This is a genomic window from Paraburkholderia phymatum STM815, from assembly GCF_000020045.1.
Classification (GTDB): domain Bacteria; phylum Pseudomonadota; class Gammaproteobacteria; order Burkholderiales; family Burkholderiaceae; genus Paraburkholderia; species Paraburkholderia phymatum.
In genome coordinates this window covers 255,106-276,310 of record NC_010627.1, presented here as the reverse complement: position 1 = coordinate 276,310, position 21,205 = coordinate 255,106, and the positions used below count along the sequence as shown (strand labels likewise).

Below are 21,205 nucleotides of genomic sequence, written 5' to 3'. Positions count from 1 at the left end.
GGGTCTCTCCAATACATTCATGTCCGCGCATTCACCTCTGGAAGGCATCATGCTCCATAAGACTCAAACCGAAACCTGCAAGCTGGCCGTGCGGGACATCCATAAGCGTTACGGCGACCATGAAGTGCTGAAAGGGGTGTCGATGAACGCAAACAAGGGTGATGTAATCAGCATCATCGGCGCGAGCGGCTCCGGCAAGAGCACATTTCTGCGCTGTATCAACTTCCTTGAGCGGCCGAACGCCGGCCAGATCGTGGTCGATGGTGATCCGGTGCGCACGAAAGCGGATCGGTACGGCAATTGCGAAGTTGTCGATCACAACCAGTTGCAGCGGATCCGCACGAAGCTGGCGATGGTGTTTCAGCACTTCAATCTGTGGGCGCATATGAACGTGCTAGAGAACATCGTCGAGGCACCGATCCATGTGCGTGGCTTGTCGCGCCGTGAAGCGGAGGAACGCGGACGCTCCTACCTCGAGAAGGTCGGTCTCGCACCGCGACTCGAGAAGCAGTACCCGGCGCACCTGTCGGGAGGGCAACAACAACGCGTCGCGATCGCGCGCGCACTCGCGATGGACCCGGACGTGATGCTGTTCGACGAGCCGACCTCGGCGCTAGACCCCGAACTCGTCGGTGAAGTGCTGAAAGTGATGCAAAAGCTCGCTCAGGAAGGTCGCACGATGATCGTTGTGACGCACGAAATGGGCTTCGCAAAGAATGTGTCGAACCATGTGATGTTCTTGCACCAGGGCCGTACCGAGGAAGAAGGTGCGCCGGCCGAGTTGTTCGACTCGCCGCAGAGCGAGCGCCTGAAGCAGTTCCTCTCTGGGAGCTTCAAGTAGCGCGCAGCCCGGTCAGCCGCTTTAATCTCGGTCTTCCGTCCGTTGCGCTGGTCCACGTGGTCGCTTTCGGTGGCCTTGCCGCGCAATTTGGACAATTCCGTCTCAAAGCGTGGAGACTAAACATGAATGCCTTGCAACTCGAGATTCCGCGCGCCTTCCGGCCGCCGGCGCCGGCGGTCCCGATAGCCGAAATGCATCAGCGCCTCGCGAATATCCGCAGCGAAATGGTGAAAGCCAAAATCGATGTAATCGTACTTACGGATAAGAAAAACATCGACTACTTTACCGACTACCAGGAGCTTTCGTGGGATCACAAGGCGCGACCGGTCTTTGTCGCCATCTCCCTTCAGGACTTCGCGCTGTTCGGCAGTCTTGGGGAATCCCGCACCGTCGAGATCAGACCACGCGTCTTTGATCCGGTCTACTACAACGGGTACCTAGATGAGGCGGTCACCGCCACCGTGGACTGGATAAAAGCCAGGACCGCTACCAGAACCGCCCATATCGCAGTGGACTATGGTCAGGACATGTTCGGTCGAGGCTCTCTCCGGCTCATCGAAGAGCTTAGCTCTCTTGACGCGTGCGGTCGTATTAAAAGCGCCACAGATCCGATCTGGCGAGTTCGAATGATCAAATCCAGATTCGAGGCAGATCTGAACCGCACGGCCTACGAAATCGTCGACGCAGCGTTCAATCAGACAATCAGGTATGCCTATATCGGCATGACCGAGTACGAACTTTACTATCTCATGCAAGCGCAGACTTACCTCAACGGTGCGGAAAGCGCCGAACCGATTGCGACGCTGTTCTCGAAGGGCGATTTCGCTTACGCGCGAACTGCTAAGGAGCGGAAGCTTGAGGAAGGACACTACATCTGGACGGACTTTCGGGCGACGTATGGCGGATATCCCGCGGACTGCAACCGAATCGCCCGCGCCGGGGAACCTGCCGACTGGGAAATCAGTACTTACGCGGCCGTACGATTCCTGACACTTAAGCTTGCAAGCGAAATCCGCCCTGGACTGAGTTGTTCTGACATCTACGGACGATTCGACCAGTTGTGGCGCGCTGCCGATCTCGGGTCGAGGTATTGCGCCGTCTCGCGAATCGGGCATGGCGGCGGGATGGACGTAACCGAGCCTCCCTCTCTGTCCGCAGCGGACAAGACAGTTATTGAGCCCGGAATGGTCCTGCATATCGAACCGAAACTCGAACGTGACGGTGCGGTTTTTCAGTTCGAAGAGGTCGTGTTTGTCACTGAATCGGGCGTTGAGTTTCTGAGCATGCTGTCGCCCGAAACCCTCCCGGTCATTCGCTAAACCACTTCTTTATAGGTCACAAATGTCAGACTCGACGCGAATCTGGTCTACCATCGATTTTACGAAGGACGGCAAGCAGGTCGACTTTCTGCGACTTCCGATTTCGACCGACATTTCGGCTTATGGATGGATTCCAGTTCCCACGATATGCCTTAAAAACGGCGACGGTCCGACCGCCGTACTCATTGCCGGGACTCATGGCGATGAATACGAAGGTCAGATTGGGTTGATGCGATTGGCTAGAGGACTACATCAGAGTGAGGTGAAGGGTCGAGTCATCATTCTTCCGTCGCTCAATTTTCCAGCGGTGCAGGCCGGGCGAAGGGTCTCGCCTATCGATGAAGGCAATCTCAACCGGCTTTACCCTGGGCGAGCACACGGTAGCGCGACGGAGATGATCGCGCACTATGTCACTCAAGTCATTTTACCAATGGCCGACCTTGTGGTCGATCTGCATTCGGGCGGCCGCTCCCTCGACTATCTTCCCTGTGCGCTCGCGCGCGGCGGAAAGACAACTGCGGAGAACGAAAAACTGCTCGAATTGCTCCGCGTATTCGGAGTGCCCCTGGCTGAGTTCACAGACGGTACAGGTGGCGGTGGGAACACCACTCTTCCTGCAGCTGCGGAGGACCTTGGTATTCCGGTCATCACCGCGGAGCTTGGAGGCGGCGCAACAGTGCGCCGCACGGGCTCTGACCTTGCCGAGCAGGGAGCGTTGAGGCTTCTGAAGCACATCGGGATTCTCGCCTCGTGTGATGCGCCTGACCCTGAGCCGGTCAGAATGATGCGCTGCGAGAGCACAGACCTTTTCGTCTATGCGGACAGCGGCGGCCTTTTCGAGCCTTGGGTTGATCTTGGTGAAGAGGTTTCAGAGGGACAGCTGGCCGGGATGCTTCATTCCATAGAAGAGCCGCATCGCCCGCCACAGGAGGTTCTGTTCCGCTGTTCTGGACTGGTGGTGTGCAAGCGGCACCCCGCACTGGCGAACCGTGGCGATTGCCTTTTTGGCCTTCTCCAGGATGCCGCCGCCCTGCCACTTGGGAGAATTCAGTGCTGAGCAAACTCAATCCGAATGTAGCAGCCATGAAATGCCTACAATGTGGTCAGCTTTACCCGCTGAACGACTATTTCGAAGGCTGTCCTTTATGCCTGCAATCTGGCACGCCAGCGAGCGTCGTGCCCCATTTCGCTGATTTCCCGACAGAGTTGCATCATGGTAATTTTGGGGAGTGGATGTCATATGGATGTCCGTCTGGTCTGGGCGAAGGCAACACACCGTTGTCCAGTCTCCCACGGCTCGCGGCGACTCTAGGCATAGAAGCGCTGTACGCCAAGAATGAGTTCGCCAACCCCACTGGCTCACACAAGGACAGAATGAGCGCGATAGTGGCCCAACGCGCACTCGATATTCGTGCCAAGACGATTGCCGTTGCCTCGAGCGGAAATGCCGGGGTCTCAATGGCAGCCTATGCAGCCCGCGCCGGCATCGATTGCGTTGTCGTAACGACGCCGGACATGAGCCAGAACTGGCGTCGGGCAATCGAAATGCATGGCGCGCGGATCATCGCGATGGAAAGTTCGGACGATCGATGGGTGCTAATTGCACGGCACGCGAGGCGTGGCGACTGGTATCCGGCCACCAACTACCTTATGCCGCCCGTTGGCAGCAACCCCTTCGGCGTGGATGGCTACAGGGCTATCGCACTCGAGCTGTACCTGCAGTTTCCGGCGGTCCCACCCACAGACATACTCGTGCCCACCGCCCGCGGTGATCTCCTGTGGGGTATCGCGAAAGGCTATCAGGACTTGCGGAATACTGGTTTGATAAGCGTAACCCCGAGGGTTCACGCTGTCGAGCCGTTCCCCCGTATCGGTCGTGCGAGGGAAGGACACGGCATGGTATGCAGCAACTTCTCCGGCGACACAGCCATGGTGTCAATCGGAGGGAACACCGTCACCTTCCAGTCATTGCTTGCACTCGAGCTGACAGATGCCTCCGGAGTGGCGGTCAATGATCAGGAAGCCAGCCATGACCGACTTCTCCTTGCAAAGGAAGGGCTCTACGTTGAGCTTTCGAGTGCCGCCGCCGTGTCGGGGCTGCGTAAATTAGTTGCTCAGGGAAAGATTGGAGCTCGTTCGCGCGTCGTCATGATTGCTACGTCGCACGGTTATAAGGAACAATCCGAGCCTGAATTCAGCGGACAACTGATATCGACACCATTGATGCACGAAGGGTGACTAAACTGAACGTGGAGACAACATGTCAAACGAGAAGGCCAGCGATAACGCGGTCGACCGCTCGCGCATGTCACCACCGAGAGGGCGTGGAACAAGCCTGTCATGAGCGCAAATCTTCGACGACTCGATCGTATTGACGTCTGCATCCTGAACGAACTTCAGCACAATGCACGGATTACCAATGCTGAACTGGCGCGTGCGGTCAACCTCTCTCCGACACCCTGCTTCAACCGTGTGCGTGCACTTGAGCGGCTAGGCCTCGTCAGGCAGCGGGTTACGCTGCTGGACTCTGAAGTGCTTGGCCTTCGCATTAATGTGTTCATTCAAGTTAGCCTCGAAAAGCAGGTCGAATCGGCACTTCAACGTTTTGAAGAGGCCATATCCTTACGCGAAGAGGTTATGGAGTGCTATCTAATGTCGGGCGATGCGGACTACCTCCTGCGTGTGGTAGTCCCGGACATGCATACACTTGAGCGCTTCATCATAGAGCGTCTGACGACCATCCCGGGTGTGTCAAACATCCGCTCGAGTTTTGCATTAAAACAGGTGCGCTACAAGACCGCTTTGCCGCTGCCAGCTCTCGGCCTTACGCTCGCCGGGCTAGACGAATGACTATGCGTTTGCGCCGGTTGTCTCGACTGCGCCCGGCACCATTACCGGTCGCATTTTTCGCCCAGGCTCAAGTGGAAGCGGCTAGCTCGCAACGCGCCTAACTATGGCTCGCAAGCTATGGCTTGTATGAAGCAGAACCCCGCCGTGCTCATCCGTTGTGTTAACTGATGTTGACACGATTAATTTCTCGGCTATAGTTGGAATACTAGGCATACCAACATCCTTCGCACTTTCTGTCTTCATCGGAGAATCAACGAGATGTCAAAAGTTTCAACAGTCTCAACAGTCTGCGTGCTGGCGCGCTATGTATGTAGTTTGAAAGCGACCGACATATCTCGCGCAGACAAGCATCGCGCCGCGATGTGTATCCTCGACACGCTTGCCGCGGCTGCGGCAGGTCTATATGCGCCAACTGTTGTGGCGGCACGCGAGGCCACCATCGATCTGTTCGGGAAGGGAGACGTTCCCATCTGGTTCGACGGACGACGGACGACGGCGGCGGGCGCTATTTTCGCCAACAGCTCTGCTTCGGCTGCTCTCGATATGGACGATGGACAGATCGAGGCGTGGGGACATCCCGGCGCTGCGGTCATTCCCGCAGCGCTGGCGCTTGCGAGCGAAATTGGCGCGTCCGCAGACGATGCCCTAGCTGCTATCGTGGTCGGCTACGAGGTCGGAACCCGCATAAAGGCCGCGCGTGGCAGCCACGGGCAACCGGCCGAACATGGCCAGACCGGTGTCTGGACGGGGTTCTGTGTCGCTGCTGCGACCGGATGGCTGCTCAAGGTCTCTGCAGATCAACTTGCGAATGGACTCGCCTTGTCTGGTGTTTACAGCCCGAATTTGATCGCGACCGGATACACCAGTCAATTCGGAGGAGACGTTAAGGAAGGGCTTCCCTGGAGTACTGTTGCGGGCTATTCGTCATTGGTCTTGGGAAAGCTGGGGCATATCGGCTTTGCAGACATTTTCGATCACTTACCTTTTTACAACTCCCGGCGCATTCTGAGAGGGTTGGGCGAGGATGAGATGAAGATCAACGGCAACTATTTCAAGCCCTATGCAACATGCCGACATTTTCACGGCTCACTGAAGGCTCTCGAAACGTTGATTGCCGAACATGCTATTAAGCCAAATGAGATCACTGCTATTAGGGTAAACATATTCGAATATGCGCTAAAGCTGTCCAACAAGACCCGACCAGATAACCTGGCTGACATCCAGTACAGCATTCCGTTCTGCACTGCGGTCATGGCCATGTTGGGCCCCGACTCTTTGATGCCAATCGATGAGTCTTTGATCGGACGCGAAGACATTTGCGCCCTTGCCGAAAAAGTTGAAATCGTAGTAAACCCCGAATTCAGTGCTCAACATGCCTACGCTTATCAACACCTGCCTCAGCCGGACGAAGGATCTCATCCTGATTTCGAATTCAACAGCGTGGACGTCGTAACCACCCACGGAACATACTCCTCACCGGTAGTTTCCCCTCCGTACAACCCAGACGCACCGATGTCGATGGAGGAACTGGAGCACAAGTTCCGAACGGCAACGCGCTCCGTGCTGAATCATTCTCAGCAAGAGGACCTGCTGAACGCGTTCGCCCGTCTTCTGGATGGAGAAATCGCGCCGTTGCTCGAGGTGACAGCCAGACCAGCAGCGAGATAAGCCATTGTAAAGGGGCTCGCAGCGGTGCAAGGCGTCGTTCGTCGTCCGATTCAAATTGCTAGTAGCTAGATTCTCGCCATGAATGACGACAGTGGTTATCGAATCAGCAAATGGATTAAGTGAAAATGTCAAAGACCGAACCAAGCGACAGCGCGATCGCACCGTCGAATTCCTGTGTGCAGAGGCCCTTGCTAGGGGTCATTATGCTGGAGCCCGATGACGTATGCCAATCGTCGGACCCGGCCGAAGACGCACCGACGATGCCCTTTATGGTGGACGATCCGGCGCTATGGCCAGTGGCGTTACGCAAGACCGTCGCCAAGGGGGCAGATGCGGCCTCGAACAAGGTCCCGACTCCAGAGGCTGCCCGTGGCATCCTTGAGGCGGCTCAACAGCTTGATGGCCAAACCGACCTGATTATTGGCAATTGTGGCTACATGTGGGCGTCACGAAAACACCTTTATGGGAAAACATCGACCCCGCTATTAACGAGCGCGCTAGAGTTTCTCGATCTGGCCCTTCGCATGACTAATCGTCCGATCGGGATCATCACCTGGGACGCCAAGCCACTCATGCCCTTGTTGAATGATCAGCCCGGCTTTGAACGTCTTCGTTTCGTGAGCATTTCCGATCTGCCGGATTGGGATTGTTGGTGCCTGGATCCCTACGCCAATGTGGAGTCGTGCAAATGGAGCAAGGAGCGCATGGCCAAACAGCTAGCTGAGCGCTTGATCAAGGAGTTTCGCAATGATGGAGTCCTGAATAATGTTGGCGTTTTGCTGCTCGAGTGCACGTTGGTGCCCGACTTCCGTAAGACCATCCGAGAGGTGACTTCTATTCCTGTGCTCGACCTTCTGCATTTCGCCAAAGCAGCTCTTGAGTAGTCCGGACGGCGGATTTCGAGCCACCCGGTTGCGACTCTCGGATTAACCGTTCGATCCGGAATTACCTTGATCGCAGCCGATATCAACATCGGCATGCTCAGAAGTATCGGAGACACTGAGATGATAAGTATCTTTGTTCACGTCCATGGTAGGGATCAAATTTCACCGCAAGCATTACAGTGCATTTTCTAAGTGAATCTGCGTAACCAAATCATAAATATCGAGCCATAAAGGAGCCGAGATGAGACAGCTTATGACCGCCGCTGCGTTTTGCGTGATGGCGTCTTCTGCGTTTGCCACCGATACCCTGCGCTTCGGCATCGAGGCAGACTATCCACCGTTTGAATACAAGTTACCAAGCGGAGAATTGACGGGCTTCGATATCGATATCGGCAATGCCGTGTGCGCGCGAATGCAGGTCAAATGCAAGTGGGTTGAAAATTCGTTCGATGGCCTCATTCCGGCCTTGATGGCGAAGAAGTTCGACGCTATTAATTCGGGCATGTGGGATACCCCGCAGCGCGAGCAAGTAATTGATTTTACATCCGTCATTTATGCGACCCCGATGCGTTTGGTCGCGCGCACGGACAGTCATATTTTACCGAACGCAGAATCGCTCAAAGGCAAGCGCGTCGGTGTTCAGCAAGGCGGAGCCCAGCAAATCTATGCAGAACAGAAGTGGGCACCAGCTGGTGCTGTCATCATCACATATCCAAGTCAAAGCGCGTTATTTTCGGACTTGGCAGGTGGCCGGATTGATGCTGCTTTGGGAGCACAGCAAAACGCGGAGGATGGTTTCCTGAAAACGCCAGAAGGCAAGGGGTTTGCTTTTGTTGGACCAGGTCTGCTCGACGAGAAGATAAGTGGCCGTGGCGTGGCCTTCGGCGTCCGCAAGCAGGATAAGGAACTGAGAACCCGCCTGAACGAGGCAATTGCCTCCCTAAAACAGGATGGCACGCTCAACAAGATTGCTAAAAAGTATTTTAAATTTGAGGTTATCACACCGTGAAGTCAATGTTCGATATTACTTGCGATTTTCCATGCATCGGACCGCGATGAATATGTAGATGAGGTTGCGATGGGGGCGCAATTTTTGTCAAGAAATCGCGGGTCCTGAAGGGCGAGAAACGCTTGTCGCGTAAAGCCACGGAAGTTCGTGGGCGACTATTGGCCGGTCGTTGTGGCAAAAGTTTTGATCTGTGACGAGGAGTCGATGGCGGCGTAGCCGCCGAAGACGAAGCATCACCAGGGTGGGCCGGGTCGGATGGGGATTATAGTGGCCGGAGACGTCAATATTCAGCGAATCGACTCGGCGATCCCGTCCTCGCAAGATCCAACAAGCTGAGGCTGACAAGGCTCAGATCGTCGTGCGCCCCGTTCGTACAAGGCAATACATCTTTTAGAAAAGGAGATTCTTCAAAATCGTTACTTAGTTATGCTATGCATTGCATGAAATAAAAAAACATATATGAAAATTCTTATTAGATTGCAACTAGGTTTGGAGGATTCGATGAAAGGACGCAGTTTAATCGCAGCATCGATATTGTCGGCATGTACCGTTTCCGCGATGGCGCAAAGCTCGGTGACGCTCTACGGCGTGATCGACGAAGGATTCGACTTCACCAACAACGTACGCGGTAGCAAGGCATACGAGTTGGAGAGCGGTTATGTACAAGGCAGCCGATGGGGCTTGAAAGGCGCAGAGGATCTCGGTGGTGGGCTGCTGGCTGTGTTCCAGCTTGAAAATGGTTTCAATATCAATAATGGACGACTCGGGCAGGGTGGCCTGATGTTTGGGCGACAGGCCTACGTCGGCGTTGCCAGCGACAAGTATGGCACAGTCACGCTCGGGCGTCAGTACGACTCGCTTGTCGATTTTCTCGCGCAGACCACAGCGAATGGAAACTGGGCGGGCGCCCTCTTTGCGCACCCTTACGACAACGATAATACAGACAATACCTTCCGAGTCAATAACACGGCAAAGTATACGAGCCCGACGTTTGCCGGCTTTCAGTTCGGCGGCACGTACAGCTTCAGCAACGACACGAATTTCTCCAATAACCGGCAGTACAGCGTTGGCGCGCAGTATACGAATGGTGCCGTGCTGATCGCGGCGTCGTACCTGCAGGCCAACAATCCGTCTGCGACGGCCACTGGCGCGATCAACAACGGTGGTGACGAAAACTTCCTGGCAAAGCGCCTCCGCATTTTCGGCGCGGGCGTCAACTATACGGTCGGGTCGGCAACGCTCGGCTTCGCATACACGAACACGGACGTCACGGATCCGGTAAGCTCCGGCTACGTGGGCGCGATCACGCCACCCGCCGGCTCGAGCCTGTCGTCGCTGCGCTTCCAAAACTTCGAAGTGAACGGCAAGTATCAGTTCACTCCCGCGTTTTTTGTTGGTGCGATGTACGCCTATACGCGCACCGATTTCAATGCGACAGCTGGGAAGCTGCATCCCAATTATCAGACTATCGGGTTGATGGCGGACTACAATCTGTCGAAGCGCACGGACTTTTACCTGCAGGGCGCTTACCAGCACGTCGGCGGTGACAAGACTCAGACGGTGCTTGACGTCGCTTATGTTCCGGGTGCGACAGACGTTTCGTCGAATTCAAATCAGTTCGTAATTCGCGCCGCAATACGGCACAAGTTCTGACAGATCGCAGTGACCGACGGCGTGCTGGCTAGCACGCCGTAACCACCATCAGGTGCTCGACCGAATGCTGGACGAGGCTTCACTGCTGGCGGACTGCAAATAAGATAGCCATCGACTACGGTCAATCAAGCGTTCCCGTATCGGTTTTGCAACTCGGCTGTTGCGGATTCTCGGCTAGCGAGTCAGGCGGCGCCACGCTTGCCGATCATCGTCGCTATTTCGCAATCCCTGTCTACGCACAGATAGACACCCATTTCTATCATCGTGAATAGTTGCTTGGGCCGAGCCAAAATACGTCGAAGCGATTAAATACTGCAGAAATATGTGTAGGTGATATAGGGAACTTCGCACAGGATCTGGAAATGCCCTATACGCTAGGAATAACGCCATGACATTGCAGTCGACACATTTTCGAAGGTCGCCTTTTCGGGTTCTTCATTGAGTTCCCGGACGCGGTGTAGGTAGCTTGGACCCTACGGCATCAGCGAATCAGTCTGGCAGGCGGAGCTTGCGATGTTTTGGGCAGGGCTAGCGAGTCGGGCTGTTACCCCTGCGAGGTAACGGGCGAACGCTTCAACATTGTCGCTGCACCGCCGAGCGACGGGGTGGAATACGTGTGCAACAGATCAGACAGGTCGCATGGGCACTGACGGTCGAGGGCCGTGACGGGTTTGTTGCCGTACGGTTGCGCTTCACGCAGAGTCTTTACCCTTTCTTCGAGCCTGATCTGGCTAAACACATTGACACGCAATCGGAGCGCACCCGCGTCGCGGACGGTGGCATGGCTGAACAGAGTGTGCGCAGGCGATTGAAGCGGGGAGTGGAAGAGGGATTATCGGCGCTTGCGAGCTCAGCGATTGTGATCTGCGTATCGCCCCGCGACTCCCGCCGGATCGCGATGTCGACGCGACCCAACCACTGTGGGCGGGAGCTTTCATTCGGACATCCTAGTACAGGAATCTCGTGTGAGGCCGGGTTACCGGAATTTATGCCCTATCTGCAGCGAAAACTCCCCGCAAAAGAGACGCACATTTTGTGAACGAATGGATAAGCTCTTCCCATGTCGTCGAACTCGACATTCCGACCCGCACGAGTCTCGAAGCTCACAAATCTCACTGTTTACCCTGGAGTCGCCATGACCGATTTATCGAGCGGTGTTCAGCCCGTTCTCGCACTCACCCAGACGCGCATCGACAACGATCCGCAGGAGACGGCCGAGTGGATCGCCGCACTGGATGGCGTGGTCGAGCATGTCGGGCTCGAGCGCGCCCAGTATCTTTTCGACCGCCTGGCCGCGCATGCTTTGTCGAGCGGCATTGCAACGGCACGTGCAAATCTCACACCCTATACCAACACCATCGCGGTCGACCAGCAGCCGCCGTTTCCAGGTGACGTCGATACCGAAGAGCGGCTTGCCGCTGCATTGCGCTGGAACGCTCTCGCGATGGTGGTGCGGGCAAACCGGGCTTACGGCGAACTCGGGGGACATATTGCGAGCTACGCCTCGGCAGCAGATCTTTTCGAGGTTGGGTTCAACCACTTCTTTCGTGGTGCGAACGATGCACATGGTGGTGACCTCGTCTATTTCCAGCCCCATTCGTCGCCGGGCGTGTATGCGCGCGCATATCTTGAAGGTTTCCTGAGCGAGCAGCATCTCGAGCACTACCGCCGCGAGATCGCAGGCCCGGGTCTGTGTTCCTATCCGCATCCGTGGCTGATGCCTGATTTCTGGCAGTTTCCAACGGGATCGATGGGCATCGGCCCTATCAACTCGATCTACCAGGCGCGCTTCATGCGGTACCTGCAGAACCGTGGTTTGCTCAAGACCGAGGGCAGAAAAGTATGGGGCTTTTTCGGCGACGGCGAGATGGACGAGCCCGAATCGATTGGTGCGCTGTCGCTTGCGGCCCGCGAAGGGCTGGACAATCTCGTGTTCGTCATCAACTGCAATCTGCAGCGGCTCGATGGCCCGGTGCGAAGCAACGGACGGATCATTGACGAACTCGAGGCGCAATTCACGGGCGCGGGCTGGAACGTCATCAAGGTGGTTTGGGGTTCCGACTGGGATGCCCTTTTTGCGCGCGATCGCACTGGCGCGTTGTTGCGCGCATTCGCGCACACCGTCGATGGACAGTTTCAGACGTTCTCGGCCAATGACGGCGCCTACAACCGCGAGCGCTTCTTTGGCCAGAACGAGGAACTGGCTGCGCTCGCCGCGCATCTGAGCAACGATGACATCGACCGTCTGCGCCGCGGCGGACATGACGTACGCAAGCTCTATGCGGCGTACGACAGGGCACTGAAACATGCAGGGCAGCCCACGGTCATTCTCGCGAAGACAATGAAGGGCTTCGGCATGGGCTCGATCGGCCAGGGCCGGATGACCACGCATCAGCAGAAGAAGCTCGACGTCGAACAGCTGAAAGCGTTTCGCGACCGGTTCCGCTTGCCCCTCTCCGACGCGGACGTCGAGCAAATGCGGTTCTACAGGCCGGCGGACAACAGTCCAGAAATGCGGTACCTGCATGCCCGGCGCGAAGCGCTCGGCGGGTATCTGCCCCGCAGAAGGACAGCCGCGTCGCAAACGCTGCCTGCCCCGGCGTTGTCGGCCTGGGGGCAGTTCGCCCTCGAAGCCAACGGCAAGGAGATGTCGACCACGATGGCGTTCGTGCGGATGCTCGGGAGCCTTCTGAAAGACGTGTCGCTCGGCTCTCGCATTGTTCCCGTAGTCGCCGATGAGGCACGCACGTTCGGTATGGCGAATCTGTTCCGGCAGGTTGGGATCTATTCGCCGCTCGGGCAGCTGTACGAGCCCGAAGACATGGGCTCGATGCTGTACTACCGGGAAGACACGGGCGGACAGATACTGGAAGAGGGCATTTCGGAGGCGGGCGCTGTGTCCTCGTGGGTAGCCGCGGCGACGTCATACAGCGTGCACGACCTGCCCATGCTGCCGTTCTACATCTACTACTCGATGTTCGGTTTCCAGCGCATCGGCGATCTCATCTGGGCTGCGGCCGACCAGCGTGCGCGCGGCTTCCTGATCGGTGCGACGGCGGGCAAGACGACGCTCGGTGGCGAGGGTTTGCAGCATCAGGACGGCACGAGCCATCTGGCGGCTTCGACGGTACCGAACTGCCGCGCCTACGATCCGGCATTCGCGTACGAGGTGGCCATGATCGTCGACGAAGGCATGCGCGAGATGATCGAACGTCAGCGCGATGTGTTCTATTACCTGACGGTGACGAACGAGAACTACGCACAGCCTTCGCTTCCGGATGCACCCATCGAAAGCGTTCGTGACGGTGTGCTCAAGGGCATGTATCCGCTTGACACAACATCGCTTGATCGGGCTGAGGTCCAGTTGCTCGGTTCGGGGGCGATTCTGGGCGAAGTGCAGGCCGCCGCGCTCTTGCTGAAGGAAGACTGGAACGTCGAAGCGTCGGTGTGGAGTGTCACCAGCTTTACCGAGCTGCACCGGGACGGTGTCGCGTCCGAACGCACCGATCGTTTGTTCGACGAGGATCGCGCTCCCGCTCCGTATGTGACATCTGCGTTGTCTCCCACTCGTGGGCCCGTGGTCGCAGCGACAGACTATGTGCGTGCCGTTCCCGAACTCATTCGTGCATATGTGCCGCGGCGCTATGTGACGCTTGGCACCGATGGCTTCGGACGCAGTGACACCCGCGCGGCATTGCGAGCCTTTTTCGAAGTCGACCGACATTCGATCGCGATTGCTGCGCTGAAAGCGCTCGCGGACGACGGTGCAATCGCGGTCGAGGTCGTCAGGCGCGCCGTTGATCGCTATGGCAAGCATGACGCGAACCGGGCCGCGCCGTGGCAACGGTAACTAGAACTACCTGGAGCGAAAATATGAAGATCGCGGGTGCTGAGATGCAACAGCTTGCGAAAGCCGGCCCTGAGGCTTTGGGCAAGAACGGCAATGCATCGGGAGCACAGATTGTCCTGTCCGTGCTGCGCGCAGAGGGTGTTGATACGGTCTGGGGATATCCAGGCGGCGCCGTCCTGCCACTTTACGATGCGCTCCAGGAAACCGTCGATATCACCCATCTGCTGGTTCGCCATGAACAGGCCGCCGTGCACGCGGCGGATGGTTTCGCGCGCGCTACCGGAAAGGTTGGCGTAGCGCTGGTGACGTCAGGGCCGGGTGTGACGAACACAGTGACGGGTATTGCGACCGCCTATTTCGATTCCATTCCGATGGTGGTGATCTCCGGCAACGTGCCGACACACTCCATCGGAACCGATGCCTTCCAGGAGTGTGACGCTGTCGGAATTACCCGGTCGATCGTCAAGCATAACTTTCTTGTTCTGGACATCTCGCAACTCGCGAAGACGCTCAAAAGCGCGTTTTATATCGCCCGCACCGGACGCCCCGGACCTGTACTGGTGGATATTCCCAAAGACGTGCTTCAGGCGAAGACGCCATTGAGCATAGCTGAATCCGTCGCGCTGCGGTCCTACCGTCCACGCACGGAGCCTCATGTTGGTCAGGTGCGGCGCGCCGCCGAAGCGCTCGCGCGTTCACGCCGGCCATGCATTCTTGTTGGTGGCGGAGCAGTCGCATCGGCTGCCAGCGAGGAGATTGCGGAACTCGTGCGGCGACTCGATGCCCCGGTGACGAACACGTTGATGGCGCTTGGCGCCTTTCCCGCTTCGGACAGACGATGCCTCGGGATGCCGGGACTGCACGGGACGTACGAAGCCAACCTGGCGATGCAGCATTGCGACGTACTGATTGCGCTCGGTGCGAGATTCGATGATCGGGTCATCGGGAATACAGGAGAGTTCCAGTCAGATCGAAGGACGATTATTCATGTTGATATCGACCCTGCGACGATCGACAAGCGGGTGCAGGTTGACATTCCGATCGTGGGAGACGTAAAGACCGCGGCGCGCGCGATACTGGAGCAGCTCCGGGCGCAGCGTATCAACGATGGGAATCGCAACGACTGGTGGAAAGAGATCGGGAACTGGCGTGAGAAGCGCTGCCTCGCCTATGAACCGGACGCTGATGTGATCAAGCCACAGTTCGTCATTCAACAGCTTTGGGAAGCCACCGGCGGCGATGCCTATATCTGTTCCGACGTCGGACAGCACCAGATGTGGGCTGCGCAGCTGTATGGATTCGACAAGCCTCGTCGATGGATCAACTCGGGCGGCCTCGGAACGATGGGTGTCGGACTGCCCTATGCGATGGGCGTCAAACGCGCACTTCCTGACGCGGATGTGGTCGCAGTGACCGGGGACGGCTCGATCCAGATGTGCATCCAGGAGTTGTCGACCTGCAGGCAGTACGACCTCGGCGTGAAAATTGTCTCCCTTAACAACGGCTACCTCGGCATGGTAAGGCAGCTGCAGCACGTGAACTATCGCGACCGTTACTCCCACTCGTACATGGACGCGTTGCCTGACTTTGTCGCGCTCGCCCGCGCTTATGGGCACGTCGGCTTTCGCATCGAGCGCCCGTGCGATGTAGAGCCCGTACTGCGCGAAGCGCTTGCCATGAAGCAGCGTACCGTATTCATGGACTTTGCCATCGATCCTTCCGAGAACGTCTGGCCCATGGTTCGAGCGGGCGCAGGCCTGACGGACATGCTGATGAATTCGCGCGACGTCGACCGGTAGGTCGACATGGCCAGGACTTCGGGCAACCCGGTGACCGCTGCCTATACCGGCATTGACTCACCGAGAAAAATTTTACACAACCATCGTTGCGCTCGCCACGGACCGCGATTGGGAGACTACTGAAGTGCATTGCCTCTTTTAAATTCTCAGTGGGTGGGTTGGCGGGTCAAGTACGGGCGCGAGCCCGGCGAAGCGAATACTTGACGCGCATCGAAGAAGCAGGCTGAGAGAGGGCTGGTTGCGGCGGAATGCTGCAACCAGCCCTGCGAGACAACGAGAACCGATGAGCCAGACCCAACTGTTTGAAGCCGCCTTGGGAATCAAGGCACCGTGGTACGTGCAAGGCGTCGACTTCGACGCCGCACGGCGTGAACTGATCATTGCTGTGGACTTTGTCGCGGGTACGCGCTTTCCCTATCCCGGCGTAGCTGGCGGGCATCCGGTTCACGACACCCAGATCAAGCGGCTGCGGCACCTGAATTTTTTCCAGCACGAATGCTATCTGGAGGTCCGGGTACTGCGGGTACGACTGCCGGACGGCTCGGTGCGGCTGGCCGAGCCCGACTGGATCGGTAAGCTGGACGGCTTCACGCTTCTCTTTGAAGCGCTTGTGCTGGCGCTGTGTCGGGAGATGACATTTGCCGCGGTGGCGCGCGTAGTGAACCTGTCGTGGCATCGGGTGAAGGCGATTTGCGACCGTTATGTCGACCTGGCCGTGGCCGCGACTGACCTGTCCCAGGTCACCGCAGTTGCCATTGACGAAACCTCGTGCCGACGCGGCCATGACTATGTTTCGCTGGTGCCGACATGGATGCGCAACGCGTCGTCTTCGTCACCCCGGGCAAGGACGCTGGGGCGGTCGAACGCTTTGCCCGCTACCTGGAAGAACACAACGCGGCGCCCGGTCAGATCGAATCGGTCAGCATCGACATGTCGCCCGCCTTCATCAAGGGCGTGAACGAGCATCTGCCCGATGCGCGTGTGACCTTCGACAAGTCTCACGTCGTGGCGCACGCGTCCAAAGCGCTTGATGGCGTACGCCGCTCGCAACAGAAAACCGATCCCTCGCTGAAGGGCATGCGCTGGTCGCTGCTCAAGCATGCGCAGAAGCTCGATCTCGCGCAATTGACCGATCTCGAGGCCCTCATCAGCCAGTACACCACCAACCGTACGGCCCGTGCCTGGATGTACCGCGAGCAACTGCGCGAGATTCTCGATCGCAAACAGATCCACGTCGTCTCCAAAATGCTGCGCCGGTGGTGCGGCAACGTCATGCGCTCCAAGGTCGAGCCGATGAAGGACGTCGCGCGCATGATCCGTCGTCATTTCGACGGCATCATCGCGTGGGCCCAGACGCGCCAGACCAACGGATTTCATTGAGGCTATCCTGCTTATGGAGTCGCAAGGTGCGGTGGCCGAGGCGGTAACCAGCGACACGGGCTCGGGGACGAAGTCCGGGTTTTACGACGGTTCATCCATTATTTATGAACTGCGCGAACCGGCAGGCGATCCGTCCGCACCTGCGCGCGCTAGGGGCTGTGATCCAGGAGAAGGAGTTTGGGCTGAACGGATCAAGCCGTGCTTCGCCCTCGGTGCGCAAAATGGCGCGCGATCTCGGCATGGACATTACGCGAGTTCAGGGCACGGGCGCTAAGGGCCGCATCACGCAGGACGACGTCGTCACGTTCGTGAAGGGCGTGATGACGGGCGCGCTCGCAGCACCGGCCGGCACTGCCGCCGCCCCGGCTGCGGCCGGCGCGGGCCTGAATCTGCTGCCTTGCCGAAGGTCGATTTCGCGAAGTTCGGCCTCGTCGATTCGAAGCCCCTTTCGCGCATCAAGAAGATTTCCGGCGCGAACCTGCACCGCAACTGGGTCAGGATCCCACACATCACGAACAACGACGAAGCGGACGTCACCGACCTCGAAGCTCTGCGCTTGCAACTGAACAGGGAGAACGAGAAAGCGTGCGTGAAGTTCACGATGCTCGCGTCCGTCATCAAGGCCTGCGTCGCGGCGCTCAAGAAGTTCCCGGCGTTCAATGCAAGCCTCGACGGCGACAACCTCGTCTTCAAGCAGTACTACCACATCGGTTTTGCCGCCGACACGCCGAACGGCCTCGTTGTCCCGGTGATCCGCGACGCGGACAAGAAGGGCCTCGTCGACATCGCCAGGGAAATGGCCGAGCTCTCGAAGCTCGCGCGCGAAGGCAAGCTCAAGCCGGACCAGATGCAAGGCGGCTGCTTCTCGATTTCGTCGCTCGGCGGCATCGGCGGCACGCATTTCACGCCGACCAACATCAACGCGCCAGAAGTGGCGATCCTCGGCCTGTCGCGAAGCGCGATCAAGCCGGTGTGGAACGGCAAGCAATTCGTGCCGCGCCTCATGCTGCTCCTGTCACTTTCATGGGATCACCGCGTGATTGATGGTGCAGAAGCTTGCCGCTTCAATGCCGATCTCGCCACGATTCTGGGTGACTACCGACGGGTATCACTTTGACTCGCGGCAAGCCCTGGTACAACCGCAGGGAAAAAACTAATAAATGACCCTTATCGCGCCGCAAGCGCAGATTCAGCGGCAGCGTTGACATCGGGTGCGACATGCTCGTGCTCTGCGCGGGCCCCGGCGGTCACTCGGCCGCGTTCCGCTCGGTCGACCTCGGCATGAAGACGGTGCTGGTCGAACGCTATCCGACCGGCGGCGCGTGTCTGAATGTCGCTGCATTTCGTCGAAGGCGCTGCTGCACACGACGCTCGTCATCGACGAAGCGGAAGAACTCGCAGCGCACGGCATTTCGTTCGGCAAGCTGCGGATCGATTTCGGCGAGCTGCGCGACTTCAAGTCCGGCGTCGTCAAAAAGCTGACAGGCGGTCTCGCCGGCATGGCGAAGGCGCGCAAGGTCGAAGTCGTCACCGGTGTCGGCACGTTCGTCGATCCGCATCACATGGACGTGCAGGGCGACGGCGGCAAGAAGGTCGTCCGCTTCAAGCAGGCGATCATAACAGGATGGGCCACGAGGTACCTCAGCTTCCACAAGGAGGTGACCCGCACGGCCGGCTCGCAGGCCGTGAACCTACCGTTGATCGCGGAAGATCCGCGCGTCGTCGATTCGACGTGCGCGCTCGAGCTGCGTCAGATTCCGAAGCGCATGCTCGTGATCGGCGGCGGCATCATCGGGCGCGCGCAGATTGATGTCGTCGAAATGCTCGACGGCCTGATGCTGGGCGCGGACCGCGATCTGTGAACATCTGGGAGAAGTTCAACAGCCAGCGCTTCACCAACGTGATGCTGACGAAGACTAGGGCCGCCGAAGCGAAGGCGGACGGCATCTACGTGTCGTTCGAAGACGAGAAGGCGCCCGCCGAGCCGCAGCGCTACGATCTCGTGTTCGTCGCGGTGGGCCGCAGCCCGAACGGCAAGAAGATCGGCGCGGACAAGGCGCGCGTCGCCGTGACGGATCGCGGCTTTATCGAAGTCGATATGGCCGATTATCGAAGGAGCGGCGCCGTCAGCCAAATCACGCGCCAAGATGGGACACGAAAGCGCTGTTTGTGACAAAGGCGCGCGGTTTGTCAGGAAGGCGACGTCGCCGATATCAGTCAGACGACGTGATTTTGCGATATGCCTCAAAAGCTCCTTTTCACCGGGGATTCCCTGCTTAGGCTTACATGGCTCGAAAACTGCTTGCAGTCCACGTCATCACGCTTCGGTCGCCGCGTGATTCGCCAAAAAACACTATGGAATTCATAAAATTATGGTGGTTCTTTTGAATCTCGAGTGGGTGGTTGCCGGGTCAAGTGCGGGCGTCAGCCCGGCGAAGCGAACACTTGACGCGCATGGCGGAAGTAAGTTGGCAGAGGGGTCGGTTGCGGCAGAATGCTGCAACCAGCCCTGCAAGACAACGCGAACTATGACGAACCAAACCCAACTGTTTGAAGCCGCCCTGGGAATCAAGGCGCCGTGGCATGTGCAAGGTGTCGATCTCGGAACGGAACTGACGATTGCGGTGGACTTTGTTGCGGGCAGCCGGTTTGCCTGTCCCGGGGTGCCGGGCGAACACCCGGTGCACGACACGGTCATTAAACGACTGCGCCACCTCAATTTCTTTCAGTTCGACTGTTACCTGGAGGTGCGTGTCCCGCGTGTGCGCCTGCCGGACGGCTCGGTGCGGCCCGTAGAGCCTGACTGGATGGGTAAGCTCGATGGCTTTACGCTGCTGTTTGAAGCGCTCGTGCTGACGCTGTGCCGGGAGATGACATTTGCGGCGGTAGCGCGCCTGGTGAACCTGTCGTGGCATCGCGTGAAGGCCATCTGTGATCGTTACGTGGACCTGGCGGTGGCTGCGACTGACCTGTCCGAAGTCACTGCGGTGTCCATTGACGAAACCTCGTGCCGACGGGGCCACGACTATGTCTCGCTGGTCGCCGACATGGACGCCAGGCGCGTGGTCTTTGTCACGCAAGGCAAGGATGCAGGCGCGGTCGAACGCTTTGCCAATCACCTGGAGCAACATAACGCAACGCCTGCGCAGATCAAATCGGTGAGCATTGACATGTCGCCCGCCTTCATCAAGGGCGTGCAAGAGCATCTGCCCGATGCGCGCGTGACCTTTGACAAGTTTCATGTCGTGGCGCACGCCTCGAAAGCCCTCGATGGCGTGCGCCGCGAGCAGCAGAAGACCGATCCCGGACTGAAGGGCATGCGCTGGTCGCTGCTCAAAGATGCTGACAAGCTGAATCTCGCGCAACTGACCGATCTCGAGGTGCTGATCAGCCAGTACACGACCAATCGCACCGCCCGCGCCTGGATGTACCGCGAACAACTGCGCGAGATTCTCGATCGCAAGCAAATCCACGTCGTCTCCAAGATGTTGCGCCGCTGGTGTAGCAACGTCATGCGTTCCAAGGTTGAACCCATGAAGGATGTCGCACGAATGATCCTTTGTCATTTCGACGGCATCGTCGCGTGGGCCCAGACGCGCCAGACCAATGGCTTCATTGAAGCCATTAACGGCCTGTTTCAAGCTGCCAAGCGCAAGGCACGCGGGTATGCCAGCTTCAAAACCATGCGCACCGTGCTGTTCCTGATCGCGGGCAAGCTCGACTTCTCGGCCTTCAATCCACATGCCTCGTGAGCCGCATTACCCACTCCACTTTTGAAATCGCCATTATGGTTTTGGTCGCTCGATTTGCCACTAATATAGCTCGCCCACTTCAAACCCCTCGTGATGCTATCCCAATAATCTCACTTCTTGATCGTCCGATTCGGCGTCAATCGGCGTGTACGGGAGATAACACACTACTACGACGAGAACATCGTCTGCTCCGCGAGTGA

General features: G+C 58.0%; 12 protein-coding genes and 3 pseudogenes. All 15 read left to right on the top strand.

Annotated features, from left to right (window positions below; all coding sequences use genetic code 11):
• Window positions 1–49 precede the first annotated feature (49 nt).
• The 15 genes and pseudogenes from BPHY_RS37105 (at window position 50) to BPHY_RS37030 (ending at window position 21,005) form a co-directional block, all read left to right on the top strand.
• Window positions 50–841, top strand: a complete 792-nt coding sequence (locus tag BPHY_RS37105; protein WP_041766585.1) for an ABC transporter ATP-binding protein — start codon at window positions 50–52, stop codon at window positions 839–841.
• A 122-nt stretch (window positions 842–963) separates the two neighbouring features.
• On the top strand, window positions 964–2,160 hold the full coding sequence (locus BPHY_RS37100; RefSeq protein WP_012406594.1) for a M24 family metallopeptidase: 1,197 nt from the start codon (window positions 964–966) through the stop codon (window positions 2,158–2,160).
• A gap of 22 nt (window positions 2,161–2,182) precedes the next feature.
• Window positions 2,183–3,217 carry a succinylglutamate desuccinylase/aspartoacylase family protein gene (locus tag BPHY_RS37095; protein WP_012406593.1) on the top strand — a complete coding sequence of 345 codons (1,035 nt, stop codon included), beginning with the start codon at window positions 2,183–2,185 and terminating at the stop codon, window positions 3,215–3,217.
• Window positions 3,211–4,398, top strand: coding sequence for a threonine synthase (locus tag BPHY_RS37090; RefSeq protein WP_012406592.1), 1,188 nt, complete (start codon window positions 3,211–3,213; stop codon window positions 4,396–4,398). Before BPHY_RS37095 ends, BPHY_RS37090 begins: the two co-directional genes overlap by 7 nt.
• A 102-nt stretch (window positions 4,399–4,500) precedes the next feature.
• Window positions 4,501–5,010 carry an Lrp/AsnC family transcriptional regulator gene (locus BPHY_RS37085; RefSeq protein ID WP_012406591.1) on the top strand — a complete coding sequence of 170 codons (510 nt, stop codon included), beginning with the start codon at window positions 4,501–4,503 and terminating at the stop codon, window positions 5,008–5,010.
• A gap of 258 nt (window positions 5,011–5,268) precedes the next feature.
• A complete protein-coding gene (locus tag BPHY_RS37080) occupies window positions 5,269–6,678 on the top strand; it encodes an MmgE/PrpD family protein (RefSeq protein WP_012406590.1) in 1,410 nt (469 codons plus the stop codon).
• 125 nt (window positions 6,679–6,803) lie between these two features.
• Window positions 6,804–7,562, top strand: coding sequence for an aspartate/glutamate racemase family protein (locus tag BPHY_RS37075; protein ID WP_012406589.1), 759 nt, complete (start codon window positions 6,804–6,806; stop codon window positions 7,560–7,562).
• Window positions 7,563–7,803: 241 nt separating this feature from the next.
• A complete protein-coding gene (locus BPHY_RS37070) occupies window positions 7,804–8,571 on the top strand; it encodes an ABC transporter substrate-binding protein (RefSeq protein WP_012406588.1) in 768 nt (255 codons plus the stop codon).
• A gap of 501 nt (window positions 8,572–9,072) precedes the next feature.
• Window positions 9,073–10,224, top strand: a complete 1,152-nt coding sequence (locus BPHY_RS37065; protein ID WP_012406587.1) for a porin — start codon at window positions 9,073–9,075, stop codon at window positions 10,222–10,224.
• A gap of 1,135 nt (window positions 10,225–11,359) precedes the next feature.
• On the top strand, window positions 11,360–14,074 hold the full coding sequence (mdeB, locus tag BPHY_RS37055; RefSeq protein ID WP_012406586.1) for an alpha-ketoglutarate dehydrogenase: 2,715 nt from the start codon (window positions 11,360–11,362) through the stop codon (window positions 14,072–14,074).
• Between the two features lie 23 nt (window positions 14,075–14,097).
• Window positions 14,098–15,873 (top strand): biosynthetic-type acetolactate synthase large subunit, encoded by a 1,776-nt coding sequence (ilvB, locus tag BPHY_RS37050; protein WP_012406585.1) that lies wholly within the window; start codon window positions 14,098–14,100, stop codon window positions 15,871–15,873.
• 283 nt (window positions 15,874–16,156) lie between these two features.
• Window positions 16,157–17,247 (top strand): annotated as a pseudogene (locus BPHY_RS37045) (ISL3 family transposase); the annotation flags it as partial.
• Window positions 17,248–17,447: 200 nt separating this feature from the next.
• Window positions 17,448–18,370 (top strand): annotated as a pseudogene (locus BPHY_RS37040) (2-oxo acid dehydrogenase subunit E2); the annotation flags it as partial.
• 71 nt (window positions 18,371–18,441) lie between these two features.
• Window positions 18,442–19,351 (top strand): annotated as a pseudogene (locus tag BPHY_RS37035) (FAD-dependent oxidoreductase); the annotation flags it as partial.
• A gap of 430 nt (window positions 19,352–19,781) precedes the next feature.
• Window positions 19,782–21,005: an ISL3 family transposase gene (locus BPHY_RS37030; RefSeq protein ID WP_012406584.1), complete on the top strand. Its 1,224-nt coding sequence runs from the start codon at window positions 19,782–19,784 to the stop codon at window positions 21,003–21,005.
• The last annotated feature ends 200 nt before the right edge of the window (window positions 21,006–21,205 follow it).